The organism is Alicyclobacillus kakegawensis NBRC 103104 (genome assembly GCF_001552655.1).
Lineage (GTDB): Bacteria > Bacillota > Bacilli > Alicyclobacillales > Alicyclobacillaceae > Alicyclobacillus_G > Alicyclobacillus_G kakegawensis.
On the sequence record NZ_BCRP01000001.1, the window covers coordinates 158,421 to 180,578 of the forward strand.

Annotated in this window: 22 protein-coding genes; 4 read left to right on the forward strand and 18 right to left on the reverse strand. The window is 62.3% G+C overall.

All coding sequences use genetic code 11. The annotated features are described in order from the left end of the window. The first annotated feature begins 79 nt into the window (after positions 1 to 79). Positions 80 to 358: a hypothetical protein gene (locus tag AK2_RS17355; RefSeq protein WP_245632696.1), complete on the forward strand. Its 279-nt coding sequence runs from the start codon at positions 80 to 82 to the stop codon at positions 356 to 358. Between the two features lie 74 nt (positions 359 to 432). Further along, the gene (locus AK2_RS17360; RefSeq protein ID WP_067930143.1) at positions 433 to 999 is read left to right on the forward strand and encodes a spore coat protein; all 567 of its coding nucleotides are present in this window, start codon (positions 433 to 435) and stop codon (positions 997 to 999) included. Positions 1,000 to 1,004: 5 nt separating this feature from the next. On the opposite strand, the gene AK2_RS00710 is transcribed toward AK2_RS17360, so the two are convergent. Continuing rightward, a complete protein-coding gene (locus AK2_RS00710) occupies positions 1,005 to 1,541 on the reverse strand; it encodes a hypothetical protein (RefSeq protein WP_067930144.1) in 537 nt (178 codons plus the stop codon). A 328-nt stretch (positions 1,542 to 1,869) separates the two neighbouring features. On the opposite strand from AK2_RS00710, the gene AK2_RS00715 reads away from it, so the two are divergent. After that, positions 1,870 to 2,460, forward strand: coding sequence for a sigma-70 family RNA polymerase sigma factor (locus tag AK2_RS00715; protein WP_067930146.1), 591 nt, complete (start codon positions 1,870 to 1,872; stop codon positions 2,458 to 2,460). Positions 2,461 to 2,464: 4 nt separating this feature from the next. On the opposite strand, the gene fabZ is transcribed toward AK2_RS00715, so the two are convergent. From fabZ to AK2_RS00785, 14 genes are all read right to left on the reverse strand, one after another. Continuing rightward, complete coding sequence (gene fabZ / locus AK2_RS00720; protein ID WP_067930149.1) at positions 2,465 to 2,905, reverse strand: 3-hydroxyacyl-ACP dehydratase FabZ; 441 nt, start codon at positions 2,903 to 2,905, stop codon at positions 2,465 to 2,467. A gap of 188 nt (positions 2,906 to 3,093) precedes the next feature. Next, complete coding sequence (locus tag AK2_RS00725; RefSeq protein WP_067930151.1) at positions 3,094 to 3,633, reverse strand: CDP-alcohol phosphatidyltransferase family protein; 540 nt, start codon at positions 3,631 to 3,633, stop codon at positions 3,094 to 3,096. 125 nt (positions 3,634 to 3,758) lie between these two features. Beyond that, on the reverse strand, positions 3,759 to 4,577 hold the full coding sequence (locus AK2_RS00730) for a flagellar hook-basal body protein (protein WP_067930152.1): 819 nt from the start codon (positions 4,575 to 4,577) through the stop codon (positions 3,759 to 3,761). A gap of 21 nt (positions 4,578 to 4,598) precedes the next feature. Beyond that, the gene (locus AK2_RS00735) at positions 4,599 to 5,810 is read right to left on the reverse strand and encodes a flagellar hook-basal body protein (RefSeq protein WP_067930155.1); all 1,212 of its coding nucleotides are present in this window, start codon (positions 5,808 to 5,810) and stop codon (positions 4,599 to 4,601) included. Between the two features lie 36 nt (positions 5,811 to 5,846). Continuing rightward, the gene (locus AK2_RS00740; RefSeq protein ID WP_067930157.1) at positions 5,847 to 6,869 is read right to left on the reverse strand and encodes a rod shape-determining protein; all 1,023 of its coding nucleotides are present in this window, start codon (positions 6,867 to 6,869) and stop codon (positions 5,847 to 5,849) included. A 112-nt stretch (positions 6,870 to 6,981) separates the two neighbouring features. Next, the gene (gene spoIIID, locus AK2_RS00745) at positions 6,982 to 7,278 is read right to left on the reverse strand and encodes a sporulation transcriptional regulator SpoIIID (protein ID WP_067930161.1); all 297 of its coding nucleotides are present in this window, start codon (positions 7,276 to 7,278) and stop codon (positions 6,982 to 6,984) included. A gap of 220 nt (positions 7,279 to 7,498) precedes the next feature. Further along, positions 7,499 to 8,206, reverse strand: coding sequence for a M23 family metallopeptidase (locus AK2_RS00750; protein WP_067930162.1), 708 nt, complete (start codon positions 8,204 to 8,206; stop codon positions 7,499 to 7,501). 122 nt (positions 8,207 to 8,328) lie between these two features. After that, on the reverse strand, positions 8,329 to 9,504 hold the full coding sequence (locus tag AK2_RS00755) for a SpoIID/LytB domain-containing protein (RefSeq protein ID WP_083520704.1): 1,176 nt from the start codon (positions 9,502 to 9,504) through the stop codon (positions 8,329 to 8,331). Positions 9,505 to 9,632: 128 nt separating this feature from the next. Then, positions 9,633 to 10,949 carry a UDP-N-acetylglucosamine 1-carboxyvinyltransferase gene (gene murA / locus AK2_RS00760; protein WP_067930163.1) on the reverse strand — a complete coding sequence of 439 codons (1,317 nt, stop codon included), beginning with the start codon at positions 10,947 to 10,949 and terminating at the stop codon, positions 9,633 to 9,635. 203 nt (positions 10,950 to 11,152) lie between these two features. Further along, positions 11,153 to 12,028: a YwmB family TATA-box binding protein gene (locus AK2_RS00765; RefSeq protein ID WP_067930164.1), complete on the reverse strand. Its 876-nt coding sequence runs from the start codon at positions 12,026 to 12,028 to the stop codon at positions 11,153 to 11,155. Between the two features lie 120 nt (positions 12,029 to 12,148). Further along, a complete protein-coding gene (locus AK2_RS00770; RefSeq protein ID WP_245632697.1) occupies positions 12,149 to 12,412 on the reverse strand; it encodes a DUF1146 family protein in 264 nt (87 codons plus the stop codon). Positions 12,413 to 12,569: 157 nt separating this feature from the next. After that, positions 12,570 to 13,844, reverse strand: a complete 1,275-nt coding sequence (locus tag AK2_RS00775; protein ID WP_245632698.1) for an MFS transporter — start codon at positions 13,842 to 13,844, stop codon at positions 12,570 to 12,572. Between the two features lie 129 nt (positions 13,845 to 13,973). Further along, positions 13,974 to 14,981 (reverse strand): 4-hydroxythreonine-4-phosphate dehydrogenase PdxA, encoded by a 1,008-nt coding sequence (gene pdxA, locus AK2_RS00780; RefSeq protein ID WP_067930167.1) that lies wholly within the window; start codon positions 14,979 to 14,981, stop codon positions 13,974 to 13,976. A gap of 39 nt (positions 14,982 to 15,020) precedes the next feature. Continuing rightward, positions 15,021 to 16,241, reverse strand: coding sequence for a four-carbon acid sugar kinase family protein (locus AK2_RS00785; RefSeq protein WP_067930169.1), 1,221 nt, complete (start codon positions 16,239 to 16,241; stop codon positions 15,021 to 15,023). 217 nt (positions 16,242 to 16,458) lie between these two features. Between AK2_RS00785 and AK2_RS00790 the strand changes: the two genes are divergently transcribed. Continuing rightward, positions 16,459 to 17,220 (forward strand): DeoR/GlpR family DNA-binding transcription regulator, encoded by a 762-nt coding sequence (locus AK2_RS00790; protein ID WP_067930172.1) that lies wholly within the window; start codon positions 16,459 to 16,461, stop codon positions 17,218 to 17,220. A 1-nt stretch (position 17,221) separates the two neighbouring features. On the opposite strand, the gene AK2_RS00795 is transcribed toward AK2_RS00790, so the two are convergent. From AK2_RS00795 to nuoL, 3 genes are read right to left on the reverse strand one after another with little or no spacing between them, the layout of a single operon-like run. Beyond that, a complete protein-coding gene (locus tag AK2_RS00795; RefSeq protein WP_067930179.1) occupies positions 17,222 to 18,685 on the reverse strand; it encodes an NADH-quinone oxidoreductase subunit N in 1,464 nt (487 codons plus the stop codon). Between the two features lie 3 nt (positions 18,686 to 18,688). Then, positions 18,689 to 20,236 (reverse strand): complex I subunit 4 family protein, encoded by a 1,548-nt coding sequence (locus AK2_RS00800; RefSeq protein WP_067930181.1) that lies wholly within the window; start codon positions 20,234 to 20,236, stop codon positions 18,689 to 18,691. 3 nt (positions 20,237 to 20,239) lie between these two features. Next, positions 20,240 to 22,150, reverse strand: a complete 1,911-nt coding sequence (gene nuoL / locus AK2_RS00805) for an NADH-quinone oxidoreductase subunit L (RefSeq protein WP_067930183.1) — start codon at positions 22,148 to 22,150, stop codon at positions 20,240 to 20,242. Between the last annotated feature and the right edge of the window lie 8 nt (positions 22,151 to 22,158).

The window sequence follows — 22,158 nt, forward strand, 5'->3', positions numbered from 1 at the left end:
CAGCGGGCCCAGATGCGCAATAGGCTGAAGTACCCGGGTGCCTGGAACCTTCAGTGAAAGTGAAGGAGTGACGATCCGCATGAAACTGCCACCGGAGTCTGGAATGACGATGGACTCGGACCTTGCCGCTGAACCTGAGTGGAAGACTCGCGGCGGACACCGTCTCGCGCCGCATGAAACCCTGGAACTGCACGAACTGCTGGCGTTCCAGGCCAATCATCTGGCCCGTCATAAGAAGGCGGCGGCCAAAATCCACGACCCAGCTCTGTGCGAACTCTACCTGGAAGCCATTGCAGCGGGCGAGCGCTGCATCTATGAGCTGATGGGCGCACTCAAGGCTCGCGCTTACATGACCTGATCTTCACCCTGGCGGCGGGTTTTATCCCGTCCTCCGCAAAAATCTGCTGCAAAAAACCGAAAGGAGAACCGTTTATGACCCATGCCGGTCAAGACCCAGTCTACGCCGGAGCCCTTTTGGGCTATGCGAAGGCCTCGGTGCGCAACACTGCGGCCGCCATCACCGAGACAGCCACACCACAGGTGCGCCGCATGCTGATGGCCCACCTGCGCAAGACCATCCGCCTGCACGCGAAAGTGTTTCACTATATGTACAGGCGGGGGCTGTATCCTGTCCATCACCCGGACCAGATCATCCAAAACGATTTCCGCAGCGCCAAGATGGCCCTGGCGATGCCGGTGATGACCTCCCACCACACCATGAAACACAAACCTATGCCGATGCCTGTCCACCCGCCGCTGGGCGGTATGTGGGCAAAAACCGGGCCGAGTGTGTCGACGGGCGGGACACACGGATGGGCGACACCCGCAAAATCACACCCCGCGTACGCCTGCTCCACGCAGCTCTCGCACCTGGAGACGGAGTCGCCACCCAGCGACGTGCCGTACCCATACCACCTGGAATCGGGCGATGACGAGAGCCACGACGACATCCCGGGCGGCCATCGGGATCTGCGCAAAGAGACGGACGCAGACGCGTAGCGGCGTCACAGCACGTGCTCACTATGTAACCGGCTCCGAAACAACTCGGCTTCCACCAGACGCTGCATGACGCTCCCCCTGCTCATGGGCACATCGATGATCCGCCCGTCCAGCAGCAGGATGCGGGTGGTATGGGAGTTGAGCGTGTCCAGATCCGCTATGTACGTATCGGCGATGTATCCAACGGCCCCGTCGTTGCGCCCGCGCAGCTTGGTGCGCATCTTGAGGCAGACATACACCAAGTTGCGCGGTGGGATGACGATGGGCATGTACAGCCACCGGTTGTTCAGGCGGCGGAACTCCAGGCGCAGATCCTCCTGGCTGATACAGTAACACCCCATTACCTGCTTTCGTATCCACACGGCGCTACTGCCAAACACCATTTCCAACCCGCCTTCGCCGTACACCACCGACGAATTGCCAAAGTCCTTGAGGTACACGGGCGCCCACGCGACGATGCGGGGCACCCACAGTTTCCTGTCCGGCACCTCGGCGCGCCGCAGATAAAGCGCCACCCCGGGGCCTGGAATGTAAAACTCCATCTCCTCACCCCCTAGAATGATCTATTGGATTATTTTCTATTCCGAAAGTATATGAGTGTTTTCATTCACATTCAATAAATTCAATTGAAAGTTAAGGACTTAATTGGTTTATATAAATGGAACTTACATGTAATAGTGAACATATCAAGTGGATTTCCCATTTCTCCGCATCGAATGGCCCCGACCGGTGGAATCGGAGTGTCCTGCCATTCTCCATTGTCGAGGACTTGCGGACATGTCCGGGTTCGCCTACCGCGCCACCGGTAGACTATCCTGGGCCTGCGCGCAAATCCAAGAGGAGACCGGTCTCCCACAAGGAGACAAGCAAATGGAGACGGAGACGTCTACGCATGTGGCGGTTGAGACGTGGATAGAACGGGCGCAGACAGGAGACAAAGTGGCCGTGCAGGCGTTGCTGGCCCAGTTTGAAGGGATGCTGCAAGCGATTTCCCGCCGCTATCGGGGTCTCTCGCAGGCTGACGCCCTGCAGGAGGCTTACCTCAGCCTGCTCCTTGCCATTCGCGACTACGATAAGTCCTTCGGCGTGCCTTTTGCGGCCTACGCCCAGCGCAAGGTGCACGGCGACGTACGCACGGCGATGCGCCGATGGTGGACGCACGACGCCCGGTTGGAACGGACAGACAGAGACAAAAACCGCCCCCGCGCATGGGACGATGGCCAAGCCGCCCTCTCGTCAGACAGGACGGCCAACCCGTACAGCCTTATAGAGTGGCGGCTGGTACTCCCCGCTGCCGGTCTCAGTGAACGAGAGCGAGTGGTCACCGAAGCCATGGCCAGTGGCTGGCGCATCAAAGAGCTGGCACAGGCCCTTGGCGTTTCCGCTGAAACGGTGAAGACGGTGCGCAAACGCGCCCTGCGCAAACTCCGCGAGCACTTGCGACCGGGCGACGGACACTAACGGATTAGCCAATCGCGAACAGTATGGTGCCTTCGGCCACCAGGTTTCCGTCGACCAACGCGCGGCCCTGGCCCTTGCCCATGGTGCCGCGTATACGGTCGATGGTTAGCTCCATGTCCAGTCGGTCTCCGGGGCGCACCTGGCCGCGGAAACGCACGCCGTCCATGCCGGCGAACATCGGCAGCCTGCCCGCGAACTCGGGCATCGTCAGCACCGCCACCCCGCCGAGCTGGGCCATCGCCTCCATGATGAGCACCCCCGGCATGAGGCTGTATTCCGGGAAGTGCCCTTGAAAGTGCGGCTCATTGGCGCTCACCAGCTTGTAGCCGGCGACACGTTTGCCGGGCTCCAGCTCGGTCACCCGGTCGACGAGGAAAAATGGATAGCGGTGCGGCAGGATCTTGCGAATGTCCTCCGCATACAACGGCAACGTCCAGTCTGACATGCGTTTCCCTCCAGGTCCACATCCTGCCGACATATGTGTGTCGGCGTGATCGCAAAATATAAGCAATCCCCGCGGCCGAAGCTGGCGCGGGGTTGACATAGGTGCACTGGCCGTCGGCGCGTCGGACACCAAGGCGACAGGCACGGACAGGTGCACGGTGTCGGCGCGGGCGGCCACTGCACCATGGTTTACAAAACGCGACGGTGCACGTCGATAATCTGCATGCTTGCCACATATAGAAAGGTGGTCACGTAGGAGAACACCAACGTGAAACTGAGCAGCCACGTAGAAAACGTATCACCCGGCCAAGCCAGAATGATAGAGCAGATACTCGCGTAATAGAAAACCGTGGTCGTCTTGCCCCAACGATTCGCCTTCGGCACCGCGCGCTTGCCCAAAAAGTAGAAAAATGCGGCCCCAAGAATCATCAGCGCATCGCGCAAGACAAGCAACCCGGCAAGCAACCACGACACCCGGTTCGATTGGATGAGCGAGAACAGTACAGCCACCATCATCAGCTTGTCCGCGAGCGGATCCAGCAACTGTCCGGTCTGCGTCTCCAGTCCCTTTCGCCGCGCGATGTATCCGTCCAGTATATCCGTTAACCCCGCCAGTAACAAAATAAAAAGCGCGCTCACCTTGTGCGGGCTGGCCACGCTGTAAAAAGCCCACAAATACACGGGTATAAGAACAAACCGGAACAGGGTCAGCGTGTTCGGCAGGTTCACTCCCCGGCCCCCTCTTCTATACGATGGAAATTATACCGCCGGATATTGAAAGGACGCAACTGCAAATACCCTGTCCGAATCTACCAGACCCGCCGGGCCTTTACGCCCGCACAAGCGCTGCCGCCTCAGCCCACATGGATGTCATCCGCCGTGCCCATCATACGGTTGGTCATCTGCAATGCCTCTGCGTTCAACTCGAACAGCCGCTGTGCCTGTATCATCTGGGTCATCTCGTCGGTAAGGTCGACGCTGCTCTGGTTCAGGGCTTGCTGCTGCAACATCGACCGCCCGTTCCCCTGGCCTGCGGCCGCCAGGCGATAATTCCAGCCGGGACGAATGGCGTAAGCGTTACCGCCCGCAGGCTGCAGCGATTGACCGGGCAGCGGCACGTCCACCAGCGCTATCGTCGGGCCCACGCGATTCCCCCACCGGATTTGTCCATCGGCGCTGATTTGCATATCCGCTTCCGCCTCGCCCGCGCCGACACCAGGAGGCAGGTAAATAGGCTGGCGGTTGCGATCCAGCACCAATTGACCGGACGCGGTCGCAAGCGCGAAGCGCCCGTCCGCCTGCCGGCTCCACGCCAGGTTGCCCGCTCTGGTCACCAATTCCCTCCCGTCGCTGTCCCGCACCAGCAGGAAGGCGGGACCTTGCACCGCCACGTCCATGGGATTGCCGGTCTGAACCACGGACGTCTGTGAGAAGTCCAAGTCGGTCGCTGTGGAATGCACCCCGGTGCCACCACGCCACCCGGGCGGCGTGTAGCGATTGGCATCCATAGGCGCGGTGGCGGACGCAGGCAGCGCGGCCGTCAACTCGTCGGCGAATGACGTGCCCTCCTGTGCGTACCCTGGCGTCTGCACATTGGCCACATTGGCGGCGATGTCTGTCAACCAATCCTGCCCGGCGGTAAGGCCGGACAGGCTTGTCCATAACGACTGCATCGGTCTACCCCCTTACCCTCGTCACAGGTTCACTTTCCCGACATCGTTCACGGCCTTGTCGAGCAAGGTGTCTTCCGTCTGTATCACCTGCTGGTTGGCCTGGTACTGGCCAATCACCATCATCATGTTGGCCACGGTGGACGCCGCGTCGACGTTGCTCTGCTCCAGGCTGCCGGGGCTGAGGGATCCGGTGCCCGGGCGTAGCGCCGCAGTCACCGCCTGGGGATTGAGCGTACCGAGCATGTACTCCGTCTCTCCCAACGGTTGCAGCTGCGTCACGTCCGCGTCCACCAAGCCCAGACGGGCTCCAGCTACCGGCTGGTTGTTGGCGTCCACCACTTCGTACGAGGGCTGCCCCGCCGCATCGAACACCGGCCCACCGTCGGCGGCAAACAGGGTGTCTCCTTGGTAGTTCGGGTTGATGACAATGCGCGCTCCGACGATAGGCCGGCCGTTAGCATCCACCGGCAGCACCGCGTGCCCCGCCGCGTCGACCAAGGTGTGCTGGGCGTTGACCTCAAAGTGGCCGTCGCGCGTCAGCGCGATGCCCGCCGCGCCCTCCGGGGACGTGTAAGCCACGGCGAAGAAACTGTGCCAGCCCATGTCCTGCTCGTTGCCGACGCGGATGGAGGCGTTCTGCCAATCCGCGTCCTGCGGCGACGCCAGCACCTGGCCAGCCGCGTTGGCAAACAGGTAGGAGGGGTTGCCGTTTGCATCGTAGTCCGGCTCCCCATCGGCCGCATAGAGAGCCTGCCCTTGGTAGGCGGGGTTGCGAATCGCGTACACACCGGCGATCACGTTGCCGTTGGCATCCAGCACGGCCAGCGGTTGGCCGCCCAGCGACAGCCGTCCTCCGGCGCCCACAGTCACGGTGCCCGCTGCCGATTCCGGCTGGCCGCCGGGGCCCGCCACCGTGGCGTATGTTCCGGCCGGAGTCTGGTCGCGGATGCCGACATCCAGGTTGCGCCCGGTCTGGGTGAGATCACCCTGGCTGAACAGCGGCACCCCCTCTTGAAACACCACCCCGGTGCCCAGCTGACCTATGGGAGACCCCTCTCCGTTTTCCCCGGTGTAATCCAGGGCGGCCAACAGTTGATTGGGAAAAGACAGCATCGACCCATCGCTCGCCTTGAACCCGGGCGTCTCCAGGTTGGCCAGGTTGTTGGCGAGCAGTTGTTGCATCCGTTCGTCCGCCAGCATGCCGGCGGCTGCCGTCGTCAAACCGCGAATCATCACGCATCCCTCCCGCGCTGCAGATTTTTTGACCCACTAGCGCGCCACGCGCCTGCGCGACGGGCGCGGAGCGCTGCGCAGCCGGTAGGGGCTCTCAATGTACATTCCGGTTCCACGAACCACGCAGCGCATCGGATCTTCGGCCACATGCACCGGGATCTCAAGCTCCCGGACCATCAGCTTGTCCAATCCGTCCACCAACGCTCCCCCGCCGGTCAGGACGATGCCCTTGTCGAAGATGTCGGCCGCCAACTCCGGCGGCGTGCGCTCGAGCACCGACTTGGTCGCGCCCACGATCTGCGCGACCGGATCGGCCAGGGCTTCACGCATCTCCTCCGCGTGGATGTTGACTGTCTTCGGCAGGCCGCTGACCATGTCGCGACCGCGCACATCCATTTCCCCCGTACGGCCGTCCGGGAATACTGTCGCCAGTTCCTTCTTCAGCTCTTCGGCGGTCCGCTCGCCGATGAGCAGATTGTGCTCCCGCTTGATATACGCGATAATGGCCTCGTCGAGCTTGTCCCCCGCCACGCGCAACGATGCCGAGGTCACTACGTCGCCGAGCGAAAGCACCGCGATGTCGGTCGTACCGCCGCCGATGTCGACGACCATGCTTCCGCTTGGCTCGAAGATGTTGAGTCCCGCACCGATAGCCGCCGCCTTCGGTTCCTCAATCAGGTCGACCCCTTTGGCACCGCAGGCTTCGGCGGCTTCCCGCACCGCCTTTTGCTCCACCGAGGTGATGCCGGCCGGTACGCAGATCATCAGGTGCGGCCTGGCCATCATGCTCTTGCCAATGGTCTTGCGGATAAAGTGGCGCAACATAATTTCTGTGACCTCGAAGTCCGCGATGACTCCTTCGCGCAACGGCCGGATGGCGACAATATTCCCCGGCGTCCGTCCCAGCATCTGCCGCGCCTCTTCGCCGACCGCGACGACATGCCCGGTCGTTTGGTCGATGGCCACGACAGACGGCTCAAACAGGACAACGCCCCGCCCTTTCACATGGATCAGCACGGTGGCCGTGCCCAGGTCCACTCCGATTTCCCTCGAAAACATTTACTACGAATCCTCCCCAACTGAGCATCAGACTCGGCGTATCCTCTGCAACCGCTGTGTGGAGCCAGTTTGTGGACGTGCACGATGACCACATCGAGCCCAAATTAAAGTTCTACAAACTCTGGGAAACTCCTGTCTGCGGCTTGTAATTTTCTGTCGAACTTTCTTTGTTGTACTTCATTTTTGTCGCCTGACCGCCCCGCAGGTGGCGGATGGACTTGTGGTATTCCAGGATCTCCTTGACGTGGCTGGCCAGTTCGGGGTTGATCTCCGGCAGCCGCTCTGTCAAGTCTTTGTGGACGGTGCTTTTGGAAACCCCAAACTCGCGGGCAATCGTGCGCACCGTGTTGCGGGTCTCGACGATGTACTCACCAATTTTCAAGGTGCGCTCTTTGATGTAATCGTGCACTCCCCTCGCCTCCCCATTCTGCTCAGGTGGTCTGATACAGTATATGAGGGGGTGTACACGGTATGCCTGAGAAAGCGGGATGAGGGCTTGTCAGAGCAGTTTTCGTCATTCTAGCTTTTGTTTTCTCTCATTTGCGTGCGGGGAAATAATAAGAAAGTAGGCCGCTCCTTTGGAAACGGCCACAGTCCGTCGTGATGGGTTTAGCAACGTATCTAGTGGGTTACCGCTTGGGCAATACCGAAGCGGGGTCGACCGGGGTCTTGCCGTCCTTCTCTACCGCGAAGAACAGGTGGTTGCCCTGGCTCTCTTCAAACCGGCAGGTGCCGCTCTGACCAATCGCCTGGCCCATGGTCACCTTGTCGCCTTTGTGCACCGAAACACTGCCCAGCGACTCGTACAGCTCCACATTGCCATCCTGACTGGTGACTTCAACCGTCTTGCCGTTGAGCGGATCGTCCCTGACCGCGGTCACCGTACCGCTGGCTGCCGCATCGACTTCAAACGGCTTGCCGTCCTGCGCCTTGATGTCGATGCCGGTGTGAGGATAAAAGCCTCCGTCATACGATACGAGTGCCTTGGCCTGCTCGCGCTGGGATCCATGCTCGGGGAAGAACCCCATGCTGACTTGAATCTGAGTGCCTTCGGCCACCGGCCAGGTGTAGGCGACATCGGTCGTCTGGGCCTGAGTCGGCAGATTCCCCTCGTCGGCCACGGTGCCGGAGGTCTGGGACGTGTGCATCTGACTGCGCGCGTACATCAGGCCAATGATCAGCGCAGCCGCCCCCAGGTAGATGGCCGGGTAAACCCAACGCTTCGAGAACACCTTGCGTGTGGACACGACGGTCGGTTCAGGCGCCATGGGCGCCGTCTTAGCCTGTTCTGTCTCTCGCTTTGTCTGTGAAGGATTGGTATTCTTGTTATCCTCCATGTGGCGCTCACCTCATTAGGCCAGTGTCGCCACGTTGTCCGCGTTCTATACCTGTCTACCCGCAACCTTCACAGACACACGAGGTTTTGTGCGGATGTCGCCACCTCCGCCCGGGCGGACGGTTATACCCGGACCGGTTTGCTGCCGGGGTAGAACTTCTCAAGTATCCACTGCCAATCCCGCCCCTGCTCGGCGAACGCGCTCGCCTGATGCAGGCTGAGACCAAACCCGGGCCCCTCCCCGTGCACCGTGACACGCAGCCCGGACTTGTCCACGCGCAAGGTGAAACAGGGTGAAGCCAGACCCAGCGCCGCGGCGAACGACTCCCCCGTCCAGGTCCTGCCGTCCGCCTCCACACGCACGACATACCCTTGGGCGTCGCGCTCAGCAACCCGCACCCCCGCCAGATTGACAGCCGTCTCGCCCAGCGCCCGGGCCAATCGGGCCCGGCTGACGCTTGTCGTGCTCGTCCGCTCCGCGGCCCGGTCGGCCGGGCAAGCCACCGCGCGTAGGTAGGGCGCGGTCTTTTTCAGCGATCCGCTCGCGCTCCGGGTCCACCCGTTCGTGATGGTGGTGATGAAGGCCATAATGGGTTGCCGGCGGTACTCAAGGATGATACCGTCTGTGCCCAAGATAGCCTGTTCCAAGCGCGCCTTGACCCAACCGGCGTCCGCGCCAAACCGCTCGTCCCAGGCCGACTCCGGCAGCCAGGGCAGGTCGACGGCCGGATTGTCGGTCACATCGGCGTGGTGGGCCCTCGCCAGCGCCGTTTGCCCCGCAGGCGCCTGCATGGCGTGGGCCGCGTACGTGCGGGCGGCCACCGCCGCCGCTTTCAGCGCGGCCAGCGGCGCGTGCGGATTCACCTGGGCGGCCAGGACACCCAACAGGTACTCGTTCTCCGGCATGCTCACCACCGTCCGGGTCCCCACCCGGTACACTGTGACCTTCACGGCTGCGTCCCGGCTTTTCGACCACGCGGCAACCGGATTCGGGCCGCGGCTGTGCACTTGATGTACAGTAGCCGCGACAGCGCCGGGGAGTACGACCATGGCGAAGAAGGCGGCGAGCAGTAAGAACCCGGCCTGGATGCGCGCGTCCGCCTCGGACCAGCGAAGAAACAACCGCCGCCCGGACGCGGCGGCGATACCGCCGGCTGCCTTCGCCGCAGCACGGACACCTCCAACGGCACGGGTGGACGGCGAGGCCGAGAAGCCCCGGGTTCCCGCGCGGAAGCGGCCCGGACGCCGGGCAAACGGGGCGCGCCGCGATAGAACACGGCGACGTGAAAAAAAGAACAAAGCCTGTCCACCTCCCTGCTCGGACGCCAAGTGGCTCCGTACTAGGGATATGCGGACAGGCTCGCAGACAGAACGGCTCGCGATTCCATACTCAGCGCGAACGCGGATGATGCCTTGTTCCGTGCGCTTCAGCCCTCTTTGCGCAGAGGCACAAGGCGGAGCCGGGCTCCCGCCCCCTCCTCGTCAATCCGGTAGATGTGGGCGCCAAGCGACTGGAACTTGCCGACCAAGTCATCGTAGCCTCGGTCAATGTGGTGCAGGCCGGTGATCTCCGTTTCCCCTTCGGCCATCAAACCAGCGATGACCAGCGCCGCGCCGGCGCGCAGGTCGGTCGCCGTCACCTGGGCACCGGACAGACGCGGAACCCCTTCGATGATGGCGGACCTTCCCTCGACCTGAATCTGAGCGCCCATGCGGCGCAACTCGGCCACATGCAGGAAGCGGTTCTCGAACACCGTCTCGGTCACCATGCTGGTGCCCAGGCAGAGAGTGAGCGCCGCAACCATCTGCGCCTGCAGATCGGTCGGGTAAGCGGGATAGTAGTGGGTCTTCACATCAATCCCGCGCAAGCGCCCGCCCTGAACCGGCCAGACTTGGATGCCCGAGACGTCATCTTCCAACTGCACGCCGGCCTCTTCCAGTTTCGCGATGAGCGACATCAGGTGCTGGGAGACGGCGTTTTCCACATAGACACCCTCGCCCATGACGGCGCCGGCGAGCAAGAACGTGCCCGCTTCAATGCGGTCAGGGATGACGTTATGGGTGGCACCAGTGAGCGATTGGACGCCTTCGATGCGAATGATATCCGTCCCGGCTCCTCGCACGTGCGCCCCCATCGCGTTCAGGTAGTTGGCCAAATCGACGTTCTCCGGCTCCTTGGCCGCGTTCTCAATGATGGTGGTGCCCTTGGCCAGACACGCGGCCATCATCAGGTTCTGGGTGGCCCCCACGCTTGGGATGTCCAGGTAAATGCGGGCGCCCCGCAATCCGCCGGGAGGCGCATGGAAGACAGTGGCCCCGTTTTCCACCACCGCTGTGGCTCCCATCGCTTCGAAACCCTTGATGTGCAGGTCCACCGGCCGGGGGCCGATGTTACAACCGCCCGGCATGGCGATGCGGGCATGTCCAAAGCGCGCCAAAAGCGGCCCGGCCACCACAAACGAGGCGCGCATGCGCCGAACCAGATCAGCAGGGGGTTCACAACTGTCGACGCGGGACGCGTTGATGCGCACGGTATGGCCGCGCCGCTCGACAATCGCGCCGAGCGACTGGATGGTCTCCATCATGTGTCGAACATCAAGCAAGTCTGGCACATCTTCAATTTGACTGGTTCCCGACTCGGCCAATAAACTCGCGGCCAAAATGGGCAACACGGCGTTTTTGGCGCCGCTGACCCGGACCCTGCCGCGCAGGCGATGGCCGCCTTCAATCATCATCTTGGACAATGCGTCAACCCCCGTGGAAGTGGCGGACTTCTACCATTTTCTGTCGGTCTACGGAAGCCAGTCCCCGCACGGAAGGTCCGATTCGAACAGCCGACAAACGGGCCGAAACGTGCTCTCGCGCCAACGGATGCCGGGACCGCCCGAGTGCACACCGTTGACGGCGAGCCGCTTATGTATTGCCGATGTCTGCGATTCGAGTCGTGTTAATACGTGACGGTGATGATGGGCGTTCCGATGACGACATGTGTGTAATGGTGATAGCTATCATAATGAACTGCGACTTGCAAGTTCATTTTATGACCGTCGCTGGTCATCCAGACGGAACCGAGTGGACTATATGCGGAAACACTTGTCAATGACCCCGTATGAATACCTTCCACCCGGCGGGCAGACACGGACTCCAAGACACGGGATACCATGGCACCTTGTTTGCTATTCAATATCCTACCATCTTGATACCCCGAGATACAAGCAGAGATTTGTGGCGAAGCATGGAAACTCTCGACGGCCGCCCGCTCGACCGTCCACCATGCAGACACCCGTTTCTGCACGTCTCCCAATCCCGTGCCCGGTTCATCGGCTCGAATCACCAGCACAGTTTCAGCCGTCGCCTCGCTGGCCTGCAGACTCGACAGAATGATAGACACTCGCGCGCGTTGCTTCGTCTGTCCTTCAGTAGCGACGTACGCTTCACCGTCCACCGCCTTCCTCAAAGTTTTCACGTGCATGAGGTTCACACCGTGCTGGGCCATTTCCTGCCGAATGCGGTCGGCCATTGTCGATAACTGCGAGAGACCCATAAACTGCTGGTTGACCTCGGACCAGTTGTGCACCTCCAAGCCCAGGGGATGTGCCCCGCTCGCTGCATACGCCCGGGTGAGACAGCGAGCCGCGGTGGCAGCATCGGCGGTTTCCTCCTCGTTTGCCGTGCCCGCCTGCGCATGTTCTCCCGATTGAATGGACGATCCGCCCGCCTCACTTGTTGCACGCACGTCTGCGACCACCGCCGTGGACGCAAAGACCTGGTGAAACAGCGTCAATGCCCCGATACCAGCTGCCAGCCACAGCCATAACCTCATCACTTACTCCTCCCCGCTGGCCGTGCCGTCTATACATGCCAGTATCGACCAGGCGGGAAAGGTTTATACGAAGCTTGTTGCTAGATTGATAGGGGAACAAGGACGGAGAGAACCCGTACGTCAGAACAGCACGCGCAGCAGCTGAAACGCCAGAATGTAGGCCACCGCCGCCAGGGCCAGCAGGAAGCCGCCCAAAAGAGCGAGCAGAAAGCGCAGCACCCGGGTCTGGGTACCAAACGGATCGAACAGAAACTTATCCCACTTGAGCGCCCCGAGCGCCCACCAGGTTACCCAGGTGCCGAACAGGAACGCAAGGATGAACAGGACGCCGTCGGCTGCCCACACAGCGCCGCCTGGAAGCGTACCCATCATGGTGGTGGACATGGAAGCATCCCTCATTTCGCATCGAGCGTCGTCTTGCGGGTATTGTAACACGCGAAGCGGGGAGGGGCGGGTGGTGGGGAGGGGGGGAACACCGTTCCGGCTCTGCCCCGGACGCATCCCGAGCAGAGCCGGAAGCAAGACCTCACCAGGTGGGATGTCACAGACGGACGGCTTCCTCGATGGCGTCGGTGCTGCTGTCGGTATCCGATTTCAGCATAGGTGTGACCAGCATGGCGATGACCAGGAACGCAGCCAAGACATAGAAACCGACGAAACTGCTGTGCGTGATACCCTTCAAATAACCGACGAGGTACGGACCCAGGAAGCCGCCTAGATTGCCGATGGCATTGATGAGGCCCATAGCTGCGCCTACGATTTCGATGCGCAGGATGCGGCTGGGTATCGCCCAAAACGGACCATAGGGACCGTAAACCCCAATCGCCGTGATGACAAGAAAGACCATGCTCACAATGGGGTTGTTCCCAATCACTTGCCCGGCGACCAGACCGACTGTCCCGATGATCAAGGGCACAGCCACGAACAAGCGCCGGTTTCCTGTCTTGTCACTCAGATACGAAGTGACAATCATGGAAAGCAGGGCAAACAAAAACGGTATGGCCGAAAGAAATCCCACGGTCCCCGGCGACGCAATGCCTTGAAACGACTTGACGACAGACGGCTCCCACAAGGAGAAACCGTAGAAGCCACTCATCCAAAAGAAATACGCGACGATAAGCCACCACACCGTCTTGTTCTTTAGGGCCACACGAAGACCTTGGTCTTCCGGTTTTCCTGCATTTTCGGATGCCAACGTCCGTTCAGTGACTTCCTTCTCGGCGTCCGTCAACCAACGAGCCATGCGCGGCTTATCCGGCACCACCAACAGCCACACAATAGCCCAGATGATGGGAGGCGCCCCTTCAATCAGAAAGATCTCGCGCCAGTTCAGGAAGGTCAACAACCAGCCGGTCAATGGTGCCATGATCACAGCCGATATGGGCAGGCAGGTCATCCACAGCGCGTTCGCTCTGGCCCGTTCCTCGTCCGCAAACCAAGAGGCGAGCAGGACGAGCACACCGGGCCACACACCACCCTCGAAGATGCCCAGCACTAACCGCGCCAGGTACAGCTGTGAAGACGTTTGCACAAGACCAGTGGCCATGGCCGACAGCCCCCACAAGATCATCAAAATGAACACGACTTTCTTGGCGCTCCAGCGACTGGCGAGGTAACCGCCGGGAATTTGCAAGATCATATAACCGACGAAGAAGATACCTGAAGCGAACCCAGCGGCCGAACTGCTGAGATGAAAAGAGTCGTCGATGTACGGAAGGATCATCGACACGTTGATCCGATCCATGTACGCGAGCATATACATGACCACAGCAACCGGGATGATGTACCACCATCTCCGTACTGGCATCTGATTCATGGCGAGCCCTCCCCAACAGTGCATCGTATAGCCAATTTGTGTAGACGGTTACATGTCGACCCGAGATTTTGCCGCCCGCATCCCCTTAGCGCACACCGCGGGCGGCGGCGAGACTGCTTCGCTCCTAACTCAAACCGGCCGGTAATTCGGCGCGTAGCGGATAGCGGCGCGGATGGCCTCCACCATTGAGACGGCCGACGCGAGGCCTTTGCCTGCGATGTCGAAGGCGGTGCCGTGATCGACGCTGGTGCGCAGGGTCGGCAGGCCGAGAGTGATGGACACGGTTTTCTCGAAATCCATCACCTTGGCGGCGATGTGCCCCTGATCGTGATAGAGTGAAAGCACCGCGTCGTACTGGCCCTGGCGCGCGAAGTGGAAGACCGAATCCGCGGGCACGGGGCCGACCACGTCCATCCCCTGCGCCACCGCGCGTTCAATCGCGGGGCGGATGGACTCGATTTCCTCCCGGCCGAGCAGTCCCCCCTCTCCGGAATGGGGATTGAGTCCGGCGACCGCAAGCCGCGGCTTGGCTGCGGCCAGGGTTGCGAGCGCGCGGTAGGCGCGCACGATGCCGGCGTGGACAAAGTCACTGTCCGCAATCTGACGGCAGGCCTCAATGAGCGGCACGTGGCGGGTGAGGAAGAAGATGCGCACGTTCTGAATGAGGAACATGGTCATCTCCGACTTGACATGCTGCAGGTCGGCAAACATTTCGGTATGGCCGATGTAGGGCACATTGGCGGCGCGCAGCGCCTCTTTGTTGATGGGGGCCGTGACCACCGCGTCCACCTGGCCAGCGTTCGCCAATTCCACCGCACGCTGCACGTATTCAAACGCGGCCTGCCCACACTGCGCCTGCACCTCACCAAGCGTCAGTTTGGACACGTCGATGTTGTCGAGGTCCAGGACGTCGACTGTGCCCGCCGTGTAGGAGGCCTCGGACGGGGCGGACACCCGCCGCAGCGAGACCGGGATGTCCAGCCGCGCTCGGATGTCCTCCAGCGCGGCCAGGGAGCCGATGACAAGCGGCCGCGACTCGTCGTACAGAGTGGCGTCCGCCAACGCCTTCAGCGTGATCTCTGGGCCGATGCCGGCGGCATCGCCCATGGTGATAGCCAAAACGGGACGTTCAGACATGCGCTCACCTTCCTGTGCGGTTTTCCTGCGATACCGGTGTCAAGCTCCGGACAATAACACTCGAACACTGTCGTACACAGCGCTGTCAGGCCCAATTGATCCGCCCTTGGTCACGACGCGCAGGTCCCTGTACGGACCGGAGACGATGCGGCTGAGGATGCACAGCGGCCACACCTCGAGGATGGGTTCCAGAGCCTCCGCCTGCAGGCGGTGCAGGACCTCGTACGCCACCTCCCCGCCGCTGACGTACAGGCCGTGGATAGTCACCCGTGCCAGCACCGTCTCCGTCAGCACGGCCAGGGCGCGCGACACGTCCACGGCCGCTTGGCCTTCGCACGGATTGCCGTCTGTACGAACGCCCACAACGCGCTCTTGGGAAAAAGCCCGCTCCACCTGTTGGGCGATCCGCTCGATATACGCGGGGCCTGCGTCCGGATCGGCCAATGCGAGCGGATCGACCTGGAGAAGGCGGGTTTCGCTGTGCTCTTCCAGGTACGCGAGCTGGCGCCGGGTGGTCGGCATCAGGCTGCCGGAGACGACGAAGATGCGGTTCTGCCGGGCGGCGAGCGCCGAGAAGTAATGGACGGTGAATGGCCCTGGATCAATCGGCAGGATGGGCACAGGCCAGGCGGCGAATGACTGGGCCAGAGACGCGATGTCCTCGTCGCTCTCCGCGTCGCAGACGATGAGCAGGCGCTCGTCCGTGCCACCGAGACGCTCGGCCCAGTGTTGAAACCCTTGAGCGGCCTCCTCTCGCGTCAGACGCACAATCGGCAGCCGGGTCTGGGCGCGCAGCAGTTTGGTCAGGTTGGACGTCGTGACCGGGGTGTGCACATCGGACCCGATTTCCGTCTCGTGCACCGGGACGCCGTGCACGTACAGGCGGCCGTCGCGCACGGTGCGTCCGGAAGCCGGAAAGGCGCAGACCACCACCCCGACGGCCCGTGGCGGAAGCATCTCCAGCATGGCCTCGGCCTCCGCTCCAATCGGCCCCCGAAACGTGCTGTCGATTCGTTTCGCCACGTGGGTCTTCTCTCCCCACCGCTGGAGGACCAAGCGCATCATGGAGCGCACGCGATCCGCCGCCCTCTCCGGGGGCAACAGTCGGGTGCCTGTGTTCCATATCGTGGCCGCGCCCTGCGGCCGCGGCAGCGCCTGATCGTGACGCAGCAAGGTTTGGGCCCGCCAACCCAAGTGGCGAAACAGTACTGCCTCGGCGTTGGAGCCTGTCAGGTCGTCGCTAAACACCAGGATGTCCATGCCCGTCCCCTCCCAGCGGCGCGCGGTGTGTGCGCTTACCTGCAGTCACAATATATAACACAAAATAACACAATGTCAATGGATTATGTTCATGGGATCACATTTTGTTTCAGCCATACGTTCGATATAGATAGGTCTTGTTGCTTTGTGGTGACGATGACCGAGAGACCCTCTATAATGGGATTAGACACGCCGGGAGAACAAGAGGTGTTTGGGGATGTTGGCCGCGCAGCGCAGAAAAGAGATCTACCACATGCTCGCGACACGCGGGCAGGTCGAATTGCAGGAGCTCGCCGCGTACTTTCAGGTGTCCATGATGACCATTCGCCGCGACCTGGAGCAACTGGAACAGGAGGGCAAGGCGCGGCGGGTGCACGGGGGCGCCATTGTCGGGGAGCAGAAGTGGACGCCCGACAGCCTGGAGGTCAAGTCGACGGCGAACATCCAACAGAAGCAGGCCATCGCGCGCAAGGTGATGACCCTGCTCAAGCCCAACCGCTCCATCTTCCTGGATGCCGGCAGCACGGCGTACGAAGTCGCGAAGGAGCTGGCCGCCTCGTTTCTGGAACCGCTGACAATCTGTACGCCGGATCTGCAGATTGCCCTGCTCCTGTCCCAGACCCCCCGCTTTCAGGTGTACGCCTGCGGCGGCCTCGTGGACGCGGCCACCGCCAGCTTCGGCGGCGCCTTCGCCACGCGCATGATCCGTTCGCTGCACGCCGACCTGGCGCTCATCGGCTGCGACGGGTTGACCCTCAAAGACGGAGCGATGAGCGCCCGCGTGGAGCAGGTGTCGGTCAAGCAGGCGATGATGGAGCGCAGCCTGCAGGCGGCGCTGATGACCGACAGCAGCAAACTCGGCCGCGTCTCGTTTGCCACCATCGCCCCCCTGCACGCCTTCGACTACGCGGTCATGGACGACGGCGTCGATGACACCCTGTCCGAGGGGTTAAAGAAATCAGGCGTCCAGATGGTGTGAATCAGAACCACTGCACCCACTGCAGCGGATGCAGCAGCGCCGCTGGAACCACGCCGAGCACCAGAGTACCGGCCACGCACAGCGCGACCACCAGATTCATCACCGGCCCGGCGTGTATCGGCTGTACGGCCGCGGCGTCGGCATCGCGGCGGAACATGTGGCGCACCCAACCCAGGTAGTAATAGAACGAGACCACGCTGGCGACAAACAGCAATACGCCCAGCCACACCGCCTGGAAGTGAATGGTCTCCATGAATATGTAAAATTTCCCGAGGAACCCGCCGGTCAGCGGCATGCCCGCGAGCGAGAGCAAAAACACAGTCAACGCCCCCGCCAGCCAGGGGGATCTTTGGTACAAGCCGTGCAGCGCGTCGTCCGTGGCCGTCTGGCTGGATTGGCCCACCACCGACACCACGGCGAAGGCGCCGATGGTCATGAAGGTGTACGCGAACAGATAGAACGCCAGGCTGTCAAACAGGCCCGTCCAGTCGGTGTAGCTGGGGCCAATGAGAGCCAGGGGAATCAGCGCGTATCCCGCCTGGGCGACACTTGAGAACGCCAGCAGGCGCTTCATGTTCCGCTGCGGCAGAGCGAGCAGGTTGCCCGCCAGCATGGTCGCCGCGGCGAAGATGCCCGCCCAGTAGAACACCTCTGTCGCGACGCCGTTGAAGATGAACAACAGCATGCGCAGCAGCATGGCGAACGCGGCCGCTTTCGAGAGCGTGGCCAAGAAGGAACTGATGGGCGAGGGCGCTCCGTCGTAGGCGTCGGGCGTCCACATGTGAAACGGAACCAACGACAGCTTGAACCCCATCCCACACAGCATGAGGATGAAACCCAAAAGCACGATGGCCGGGTACTGTTGGTACAACTGACCGCCCAGCTGTCCCAGTTGCACCAGGTTGGTGGTGCCGGAGATGCCGTAGATGAACGACATCCCGTACAGCAACACGGCCGATCCGACCGATCCCATGATCAAGTACTTGATTCCGCCCTCGACGGCACGGACGGATTTTCGGCGGACGGCGACCAAGACGTAGCTGGCGACAGACAAGAGTTCCAATCCGATGTAAAGGGTGATGAGGTCCACGGCGGACGCCATCGCCAGCGCCCCGGCCACGCCGAACAGGATGAGATACGTGTGTTCAGCAGCCAAGGGCTGCTCGGCGCTGTACGCGTACGAAAACAACAGAATCAGCGCCGCCGAGACGAGGATGAGCAGGGTAAAGACGCTGGCAAATCCGTCAATCATCACGGTGTTCAAGGCCGCTGTCGGCTTGGCCCACAGATGCTCCACGGCCGGCACCAGCGCCGCCAAGACGCCGGCCAAAGCCGGCCAGACCAGCCAGCGCCGGAGCCCTTTGAGAAAGATGAATTCCAAAATCATGACCACAAACGCGGTCACCGAGACGATAAGGAGTGGGCCCATCGTCAGCCAATAGGGTTGATGGATGAGGTCCGGCATGAATTAACCCCCTATCCCGAGCAGCGTGTGAGCCGACAGGCCAAACAAGTCGCCGATGACGGCCGGATAGACCCCGACCACCAGCACCAGCGCGGTCAGGACAACGAGCGGCAGGTACTCTACCGGCCGGGCGTCGGTCAGCGCCGCGGCGGGCGGCGCGGCCGGCCCAAACGTGGTCTTTTGCATCGCGTACAACAGGTACGTGGCGGACAGAATGAGCCCGAGCGCGCCGACCAGAGACAGGTATGGGTGACCGGCGAAGGCGCCCAGGAACGCCTGGAGTTCACTGACGAACCCGCTGGTGAGCGGCAGCCCCAGAGACCCGAGCGCGGCAAACAGCAAGAACCCGGAGAGCATGGGCATCGGCTTGGACAGGCCGCCCAGCTGCCCCATTTGGCTGGTGCCCGTGCGCTCCTCGATGGCCCCTGAGATGAAGAACAAGAGCGCCGTGAGCAGCCCGGAAGAGACCATCATGAACATGGCTCCCTGCAGCCCAGCCGCGTTCATCGCCGAGATGCCGAGCAGGACCAGGCCCATGTGACTGATGCTGGAGAAGGCTATCAATCGCCGCCAGCCGTCCGCCGCCCAGGCGGCAAACGCTCCGTACAGGATGTTGATGACACCGAAGACCGCCAGAAGCAGGCTGAACCGGTGCACCTGGTCGGGCAGCATGCCGACGCCGAAGCGCAGCAGGATGTAGGCGCCGATTTTCGTCATGATGCCGCCCATCAACATGTTGGTGGCGGTGTCCGCCTGTTCGTGCGCCTGGGGCAGCCAGGTGTGAAACGGGACAAACGCCTCCTCGATGAACACGGCCAACAACAGGACCAAGAACAGGGCCGGCCGCGTTCCGCCGAACACCGGCGCAGCGTGCGCGATGTCGTGTTGGAGGGTGGGCAACGAAAACGTCAGGGATCCGACCGACGCCGGCAGCTTGGGCGTGGAGGCGACGGTGGCCCCTTGGTAGTACAGGCCCGCCAGGCCGTAGGCCAGGCCGAGAAACGCGGCCAGCACCCCGATGGTGGCAAACCCGCGATACAACAGAAACTTGTAAGCCGCGTGCCGGCGGCGCGGGCCGCCAAACTGCTGGATCAAGAAGAACCCCGCAAACAGAGCCAGCTCAAGCGCCACCAAAAAGGTGAACAGGTCCAGCGCCGCGAGAACACCGAGGATGGCCGCCGCAAACAGGCTCTGCCAGAAGCGGTACACGCGCGCGCGCCCCTCCGGGGAAGGCCTGCCGACCACCGCCAGCAGCGCGATCACGGCCGTCAGCGTCAGCAGCGGCAGCGACAGGCTGTCCACCCCGAACGACAGCCCGATGGTCAGATTGTGGCCCAACCATACGTTGGGCAGCGTGAACCAGCTGAACGAACTGACGTGCGCATACCCGGCGCCAGGATAGCCGGCCCAGGCCAGCACGGCCAGCACCAGGGATACCGCAAAGCCGACTCCGGCGACAAGCCGTGACAGGCCCGCGGCGCGAGCCGGCAGGAACAGGGTGACGAGCGCCGCAATCACCGGCGCCCCTGGCAGCCAGAGACTCAGGCCCATGTTCTACAGCACCCCCCCGACACCCAAGACCGCAACCACAATCACGACGACCAGCCCGAACGCCGCAATCACGCCGTACGCCTGCACCTGCCCGTTCTGCGTGTATTTCAGGGCCAGGCCCAGGACGCCCACCAGCCGCGCCCCGACCTCGATGATGCCGTCGATAAGGTACCTGTCCAGCGCGCGCACGAAGCGCGCCACGACCTTGCCTGCGGCGACCACGGTGTAGTAGTACACCTCGTCCAGGTAGAACTTGTTGAACGAGACCGCGTGCAGGATGGAGAATCTCTCCGCCAGCCGCGCCGGCGCCGCTGACTCGCGCCCGTACAGCAGGTAGGCCAGGCCGATGCCCAACAGTCCGACGACGACACTGAACACCATCAACGGCAGGCTTTCGTGCACTGGCGTCGCCGCGGCGGCGCTGGCCGTGGCGTCGTGTTCCAGGTACCGCTCCAGCGCGTGCCCGTTCCACGGTGTGTTGACAAACCCCGCCAGCGTCGCCAGAACGGCCAGAATCACCAGCGGCACCGTCATCACCCAGGAGCCCTCGTGGGCGCCCCGGGTTCGTTCCTCATCCCGGGACTGGCCCGTGAACACGAGGAAGTAGACGCGAAAGATGTAAAAGGCGGTGCAGAACGCCGCCGCCAGCCCCAGCCAATACAGCGCCGTGTCGCCTTGCTGCCACGCCGCGGTCAGGATGTCGTCCTTGGACCAAAAGCCGGAAAACGGAAAGATGCCCGCCAGCGCCAGAGCGCCCGCCAGGAACGACCAGCGGGTTATGGGCAACTTGCGGCCGAGCCCTCCCATCTGGAACAGGTCCTGCGTGTCGACCGCGTGAATCACAGACCCGGCCGCCAAAAACAAGAGCGCCTTGAAGAACGCGTGCGTGAACAGGTGAAACACGCCCAGCGTATAGGCGCCGATACCCAGCGCTAGCATCATGTATCCGAGCTGGGAGATGGTCGAGTAGGCAATCACCCGTTTGATATCCCGTTGCGTCAGGCCAATCAGAGCCGCCAACAGCGCCGTCACGCCGCCAATCCAGGCCACCGTCGTGAGCGCTGGCGGGCTGGCTTGAAACAGCGGGAACATGCGGGCCACCAGGTAGACGCCGGCGGCGACCATGGTGGCCGCGTGAATCAAAGCTGACACCGGCGTCGGGCCTTCCATGGCGTCGGGCAGCCAGACATGCAGGGGAAACTGGGCCGACTTGCCCACTGCGCCGAGAAAGACCAAGAGCGCCGCCAACGTGGTCAGTCCCTGACTGCCCATCCAGCCCAGGTGCAGGGTGTGCGCCGACACCGCCTGGAATATGGCCGTGAAATCGAATGATCCGCCCGTGCCCAGGAACAGCAAAACCATGCCGATAAACAGGCCGGTGTCGCCGATGCGGGTGACGATAAACGACTTTTTCGCGGCCAACGCCGCCTCCGGCTTGAAATACCAGAACCCGACCAACAGATACGAGCACAGCCCCACCATTTCCCAGAATATGTACAATTGCAATAGATTCGGGGAGATCACCAGCCCCAGCATCGAGAAGACAAACAGGTTGAGGTACTGGTAAAACACGGAGAACCGTTCGTCTCCGCGCATGTATCCCCGCGAGAAGAGCAGCACCAATACGCTGACCAGGCTGACGACCACCAGCATCAGGGCGTTCAGGTGCGTGAGCGAGATACCCACATCGACGCGGGCGGATCCAATGGTGAGCCAATGGAACAGCCACGTCTCACCGCTCGCTGGTTCAGGCCCAAGCTGGAAGAACACCACCAGGCTCAGCACGCACGAAACGCCGGTCAGGACCACGGACACCCCGGCCGCCACCGCCTCCGGCGTTCGCCGCCCGGACAGGAGCAAAAACACATACCCGGCCAGCGGCCACAGCGGCACCAGCCACACCCAATCTGTCATACCTTCAC

Bases quoted from the DNA above. Each gene is read 5' to 3' on its own strand.
- AK2_RS17355 (WP_245632696.1), top strand. From the start codon at position 80: ATGAAACTGCCACCGGAGTCTGGAATGACGATGGACTCGGACCTTGCC.
- AK2_RS17360 (WP_067930143.1), top strand. From the start codon at position 433: ATGACCCATGCCGGTCAAGACCCAGTCTACGCCGGAGCCCTTTTGGGC.
- AK2_RS00710 (WP_067930144.1), bottom strand. From the start codon at position 1,541: ATGGAGTTTTACATTCCAGGCCCCGGGGTGGCGCTTTATCTGCGGCGC.
- AK2_RS00715 (WP_067930146.1), top strand. From the start codon at position 1,870: ATGGAGACGGAGACGTCTACGCATGTGGCGGTTGAGACGTGGATAGAA.
- fabZ (WP_067930149.1), bottom strand. From the start codon at position 2,905: ATGTCAGACTGGACGTTGCCGTTGTATGCGGAGGACATTCGCAAGATC.
- AK2_RS00730 (WP_067930152.1), bottom strand. From the start codon at position 4,577: ATGCAGTCGTTATGGACAAGCCTGTCCGGCCTTACCGCCGGGCAGGAT.
- AK2_RS00735 (WP_067930155.1), bottom strand. From the start codon at position 5,810: ATGATTCGCGGTTTGACGACGGCAGCCGCCGGCATGCTGGCGGACGAA.
- AK2_RS00740 (WP_067930157.1), bottom strand. From the start codon at position 6,869: ATGTTTTCGAGGGAAATCGGAGTGGACCTGGGCACGGCCACCGTGCTG.
- AK2_RS00750 (WP_067930162.1), bottom strand. From the start codon at position 8,206: ATGGAGGATAACAAGAATACCAATCCTTCACAGACAAAGCGAGAGACA.
- AK2_RS00765 (WP_067930164.1), bottom strand. From the start codon at position 12,028: ATGAGGTTATGGCTGTGGCTGGCAGCTGGTATCGGGGCATTGACGCTG.
- AK2_RS00770 (WP_245632697.1), bottom strand. From the start codon at position 12,412: ATGTCCACCACCATGATGGGTACGCTTCCAGGCGGCGCTGTGTGGGCA.
- AK2_RS00775 (WP_245632698.1), bottom strand. From the start codon at position 13,844: ATGAATCAGATGCCAGTACGGAGATGGTGGTACATCATCCCGGTTGCT.
- pdxA (WP_067930167.1), bottom strand. From the start codon at position 14,981: ATGTCTGAACGTCCCGTTTTGGCTATCACCATGGGCGATGCCGCCGGC.
- AK2_RS00785 (WP_067930169.1), bottom strand. From the start codon at position 16,241: ATGGACATCCTGGTGTTTAGCGACGACCTGACAGGCTCCAACGCCGAG.
- AK2_RS00790 (WP_067930172.1), top strand. From the start codon at position 16,459: ATGTTGGCCGCGCAGCGCAGAAAAGAGATCTACCACATGCTCGCGACA.
- AK2_RS00795 (WP_067930179.1), bottom strand. From the start codon at position 18,685: ATGCCGGACCTCATCCATCAACCCTATTGGCTGACGATGGGCCCACTC.
- AK2_RS00800 (WP_067930181.1), bottom strand. From the start codon at position 20,236: ATGGGCCTGAGTCTCTGGCTGCCAGGGGCGCCGGTGATTGCGGCGCTC.
- nuoL (WP_067930183.1), bottom strand. From the start codon at position 22,150: ATGACAGATTGGGTGTGGCTGGTGCCGCTGTGGCCGCTGGCCGGGTAT.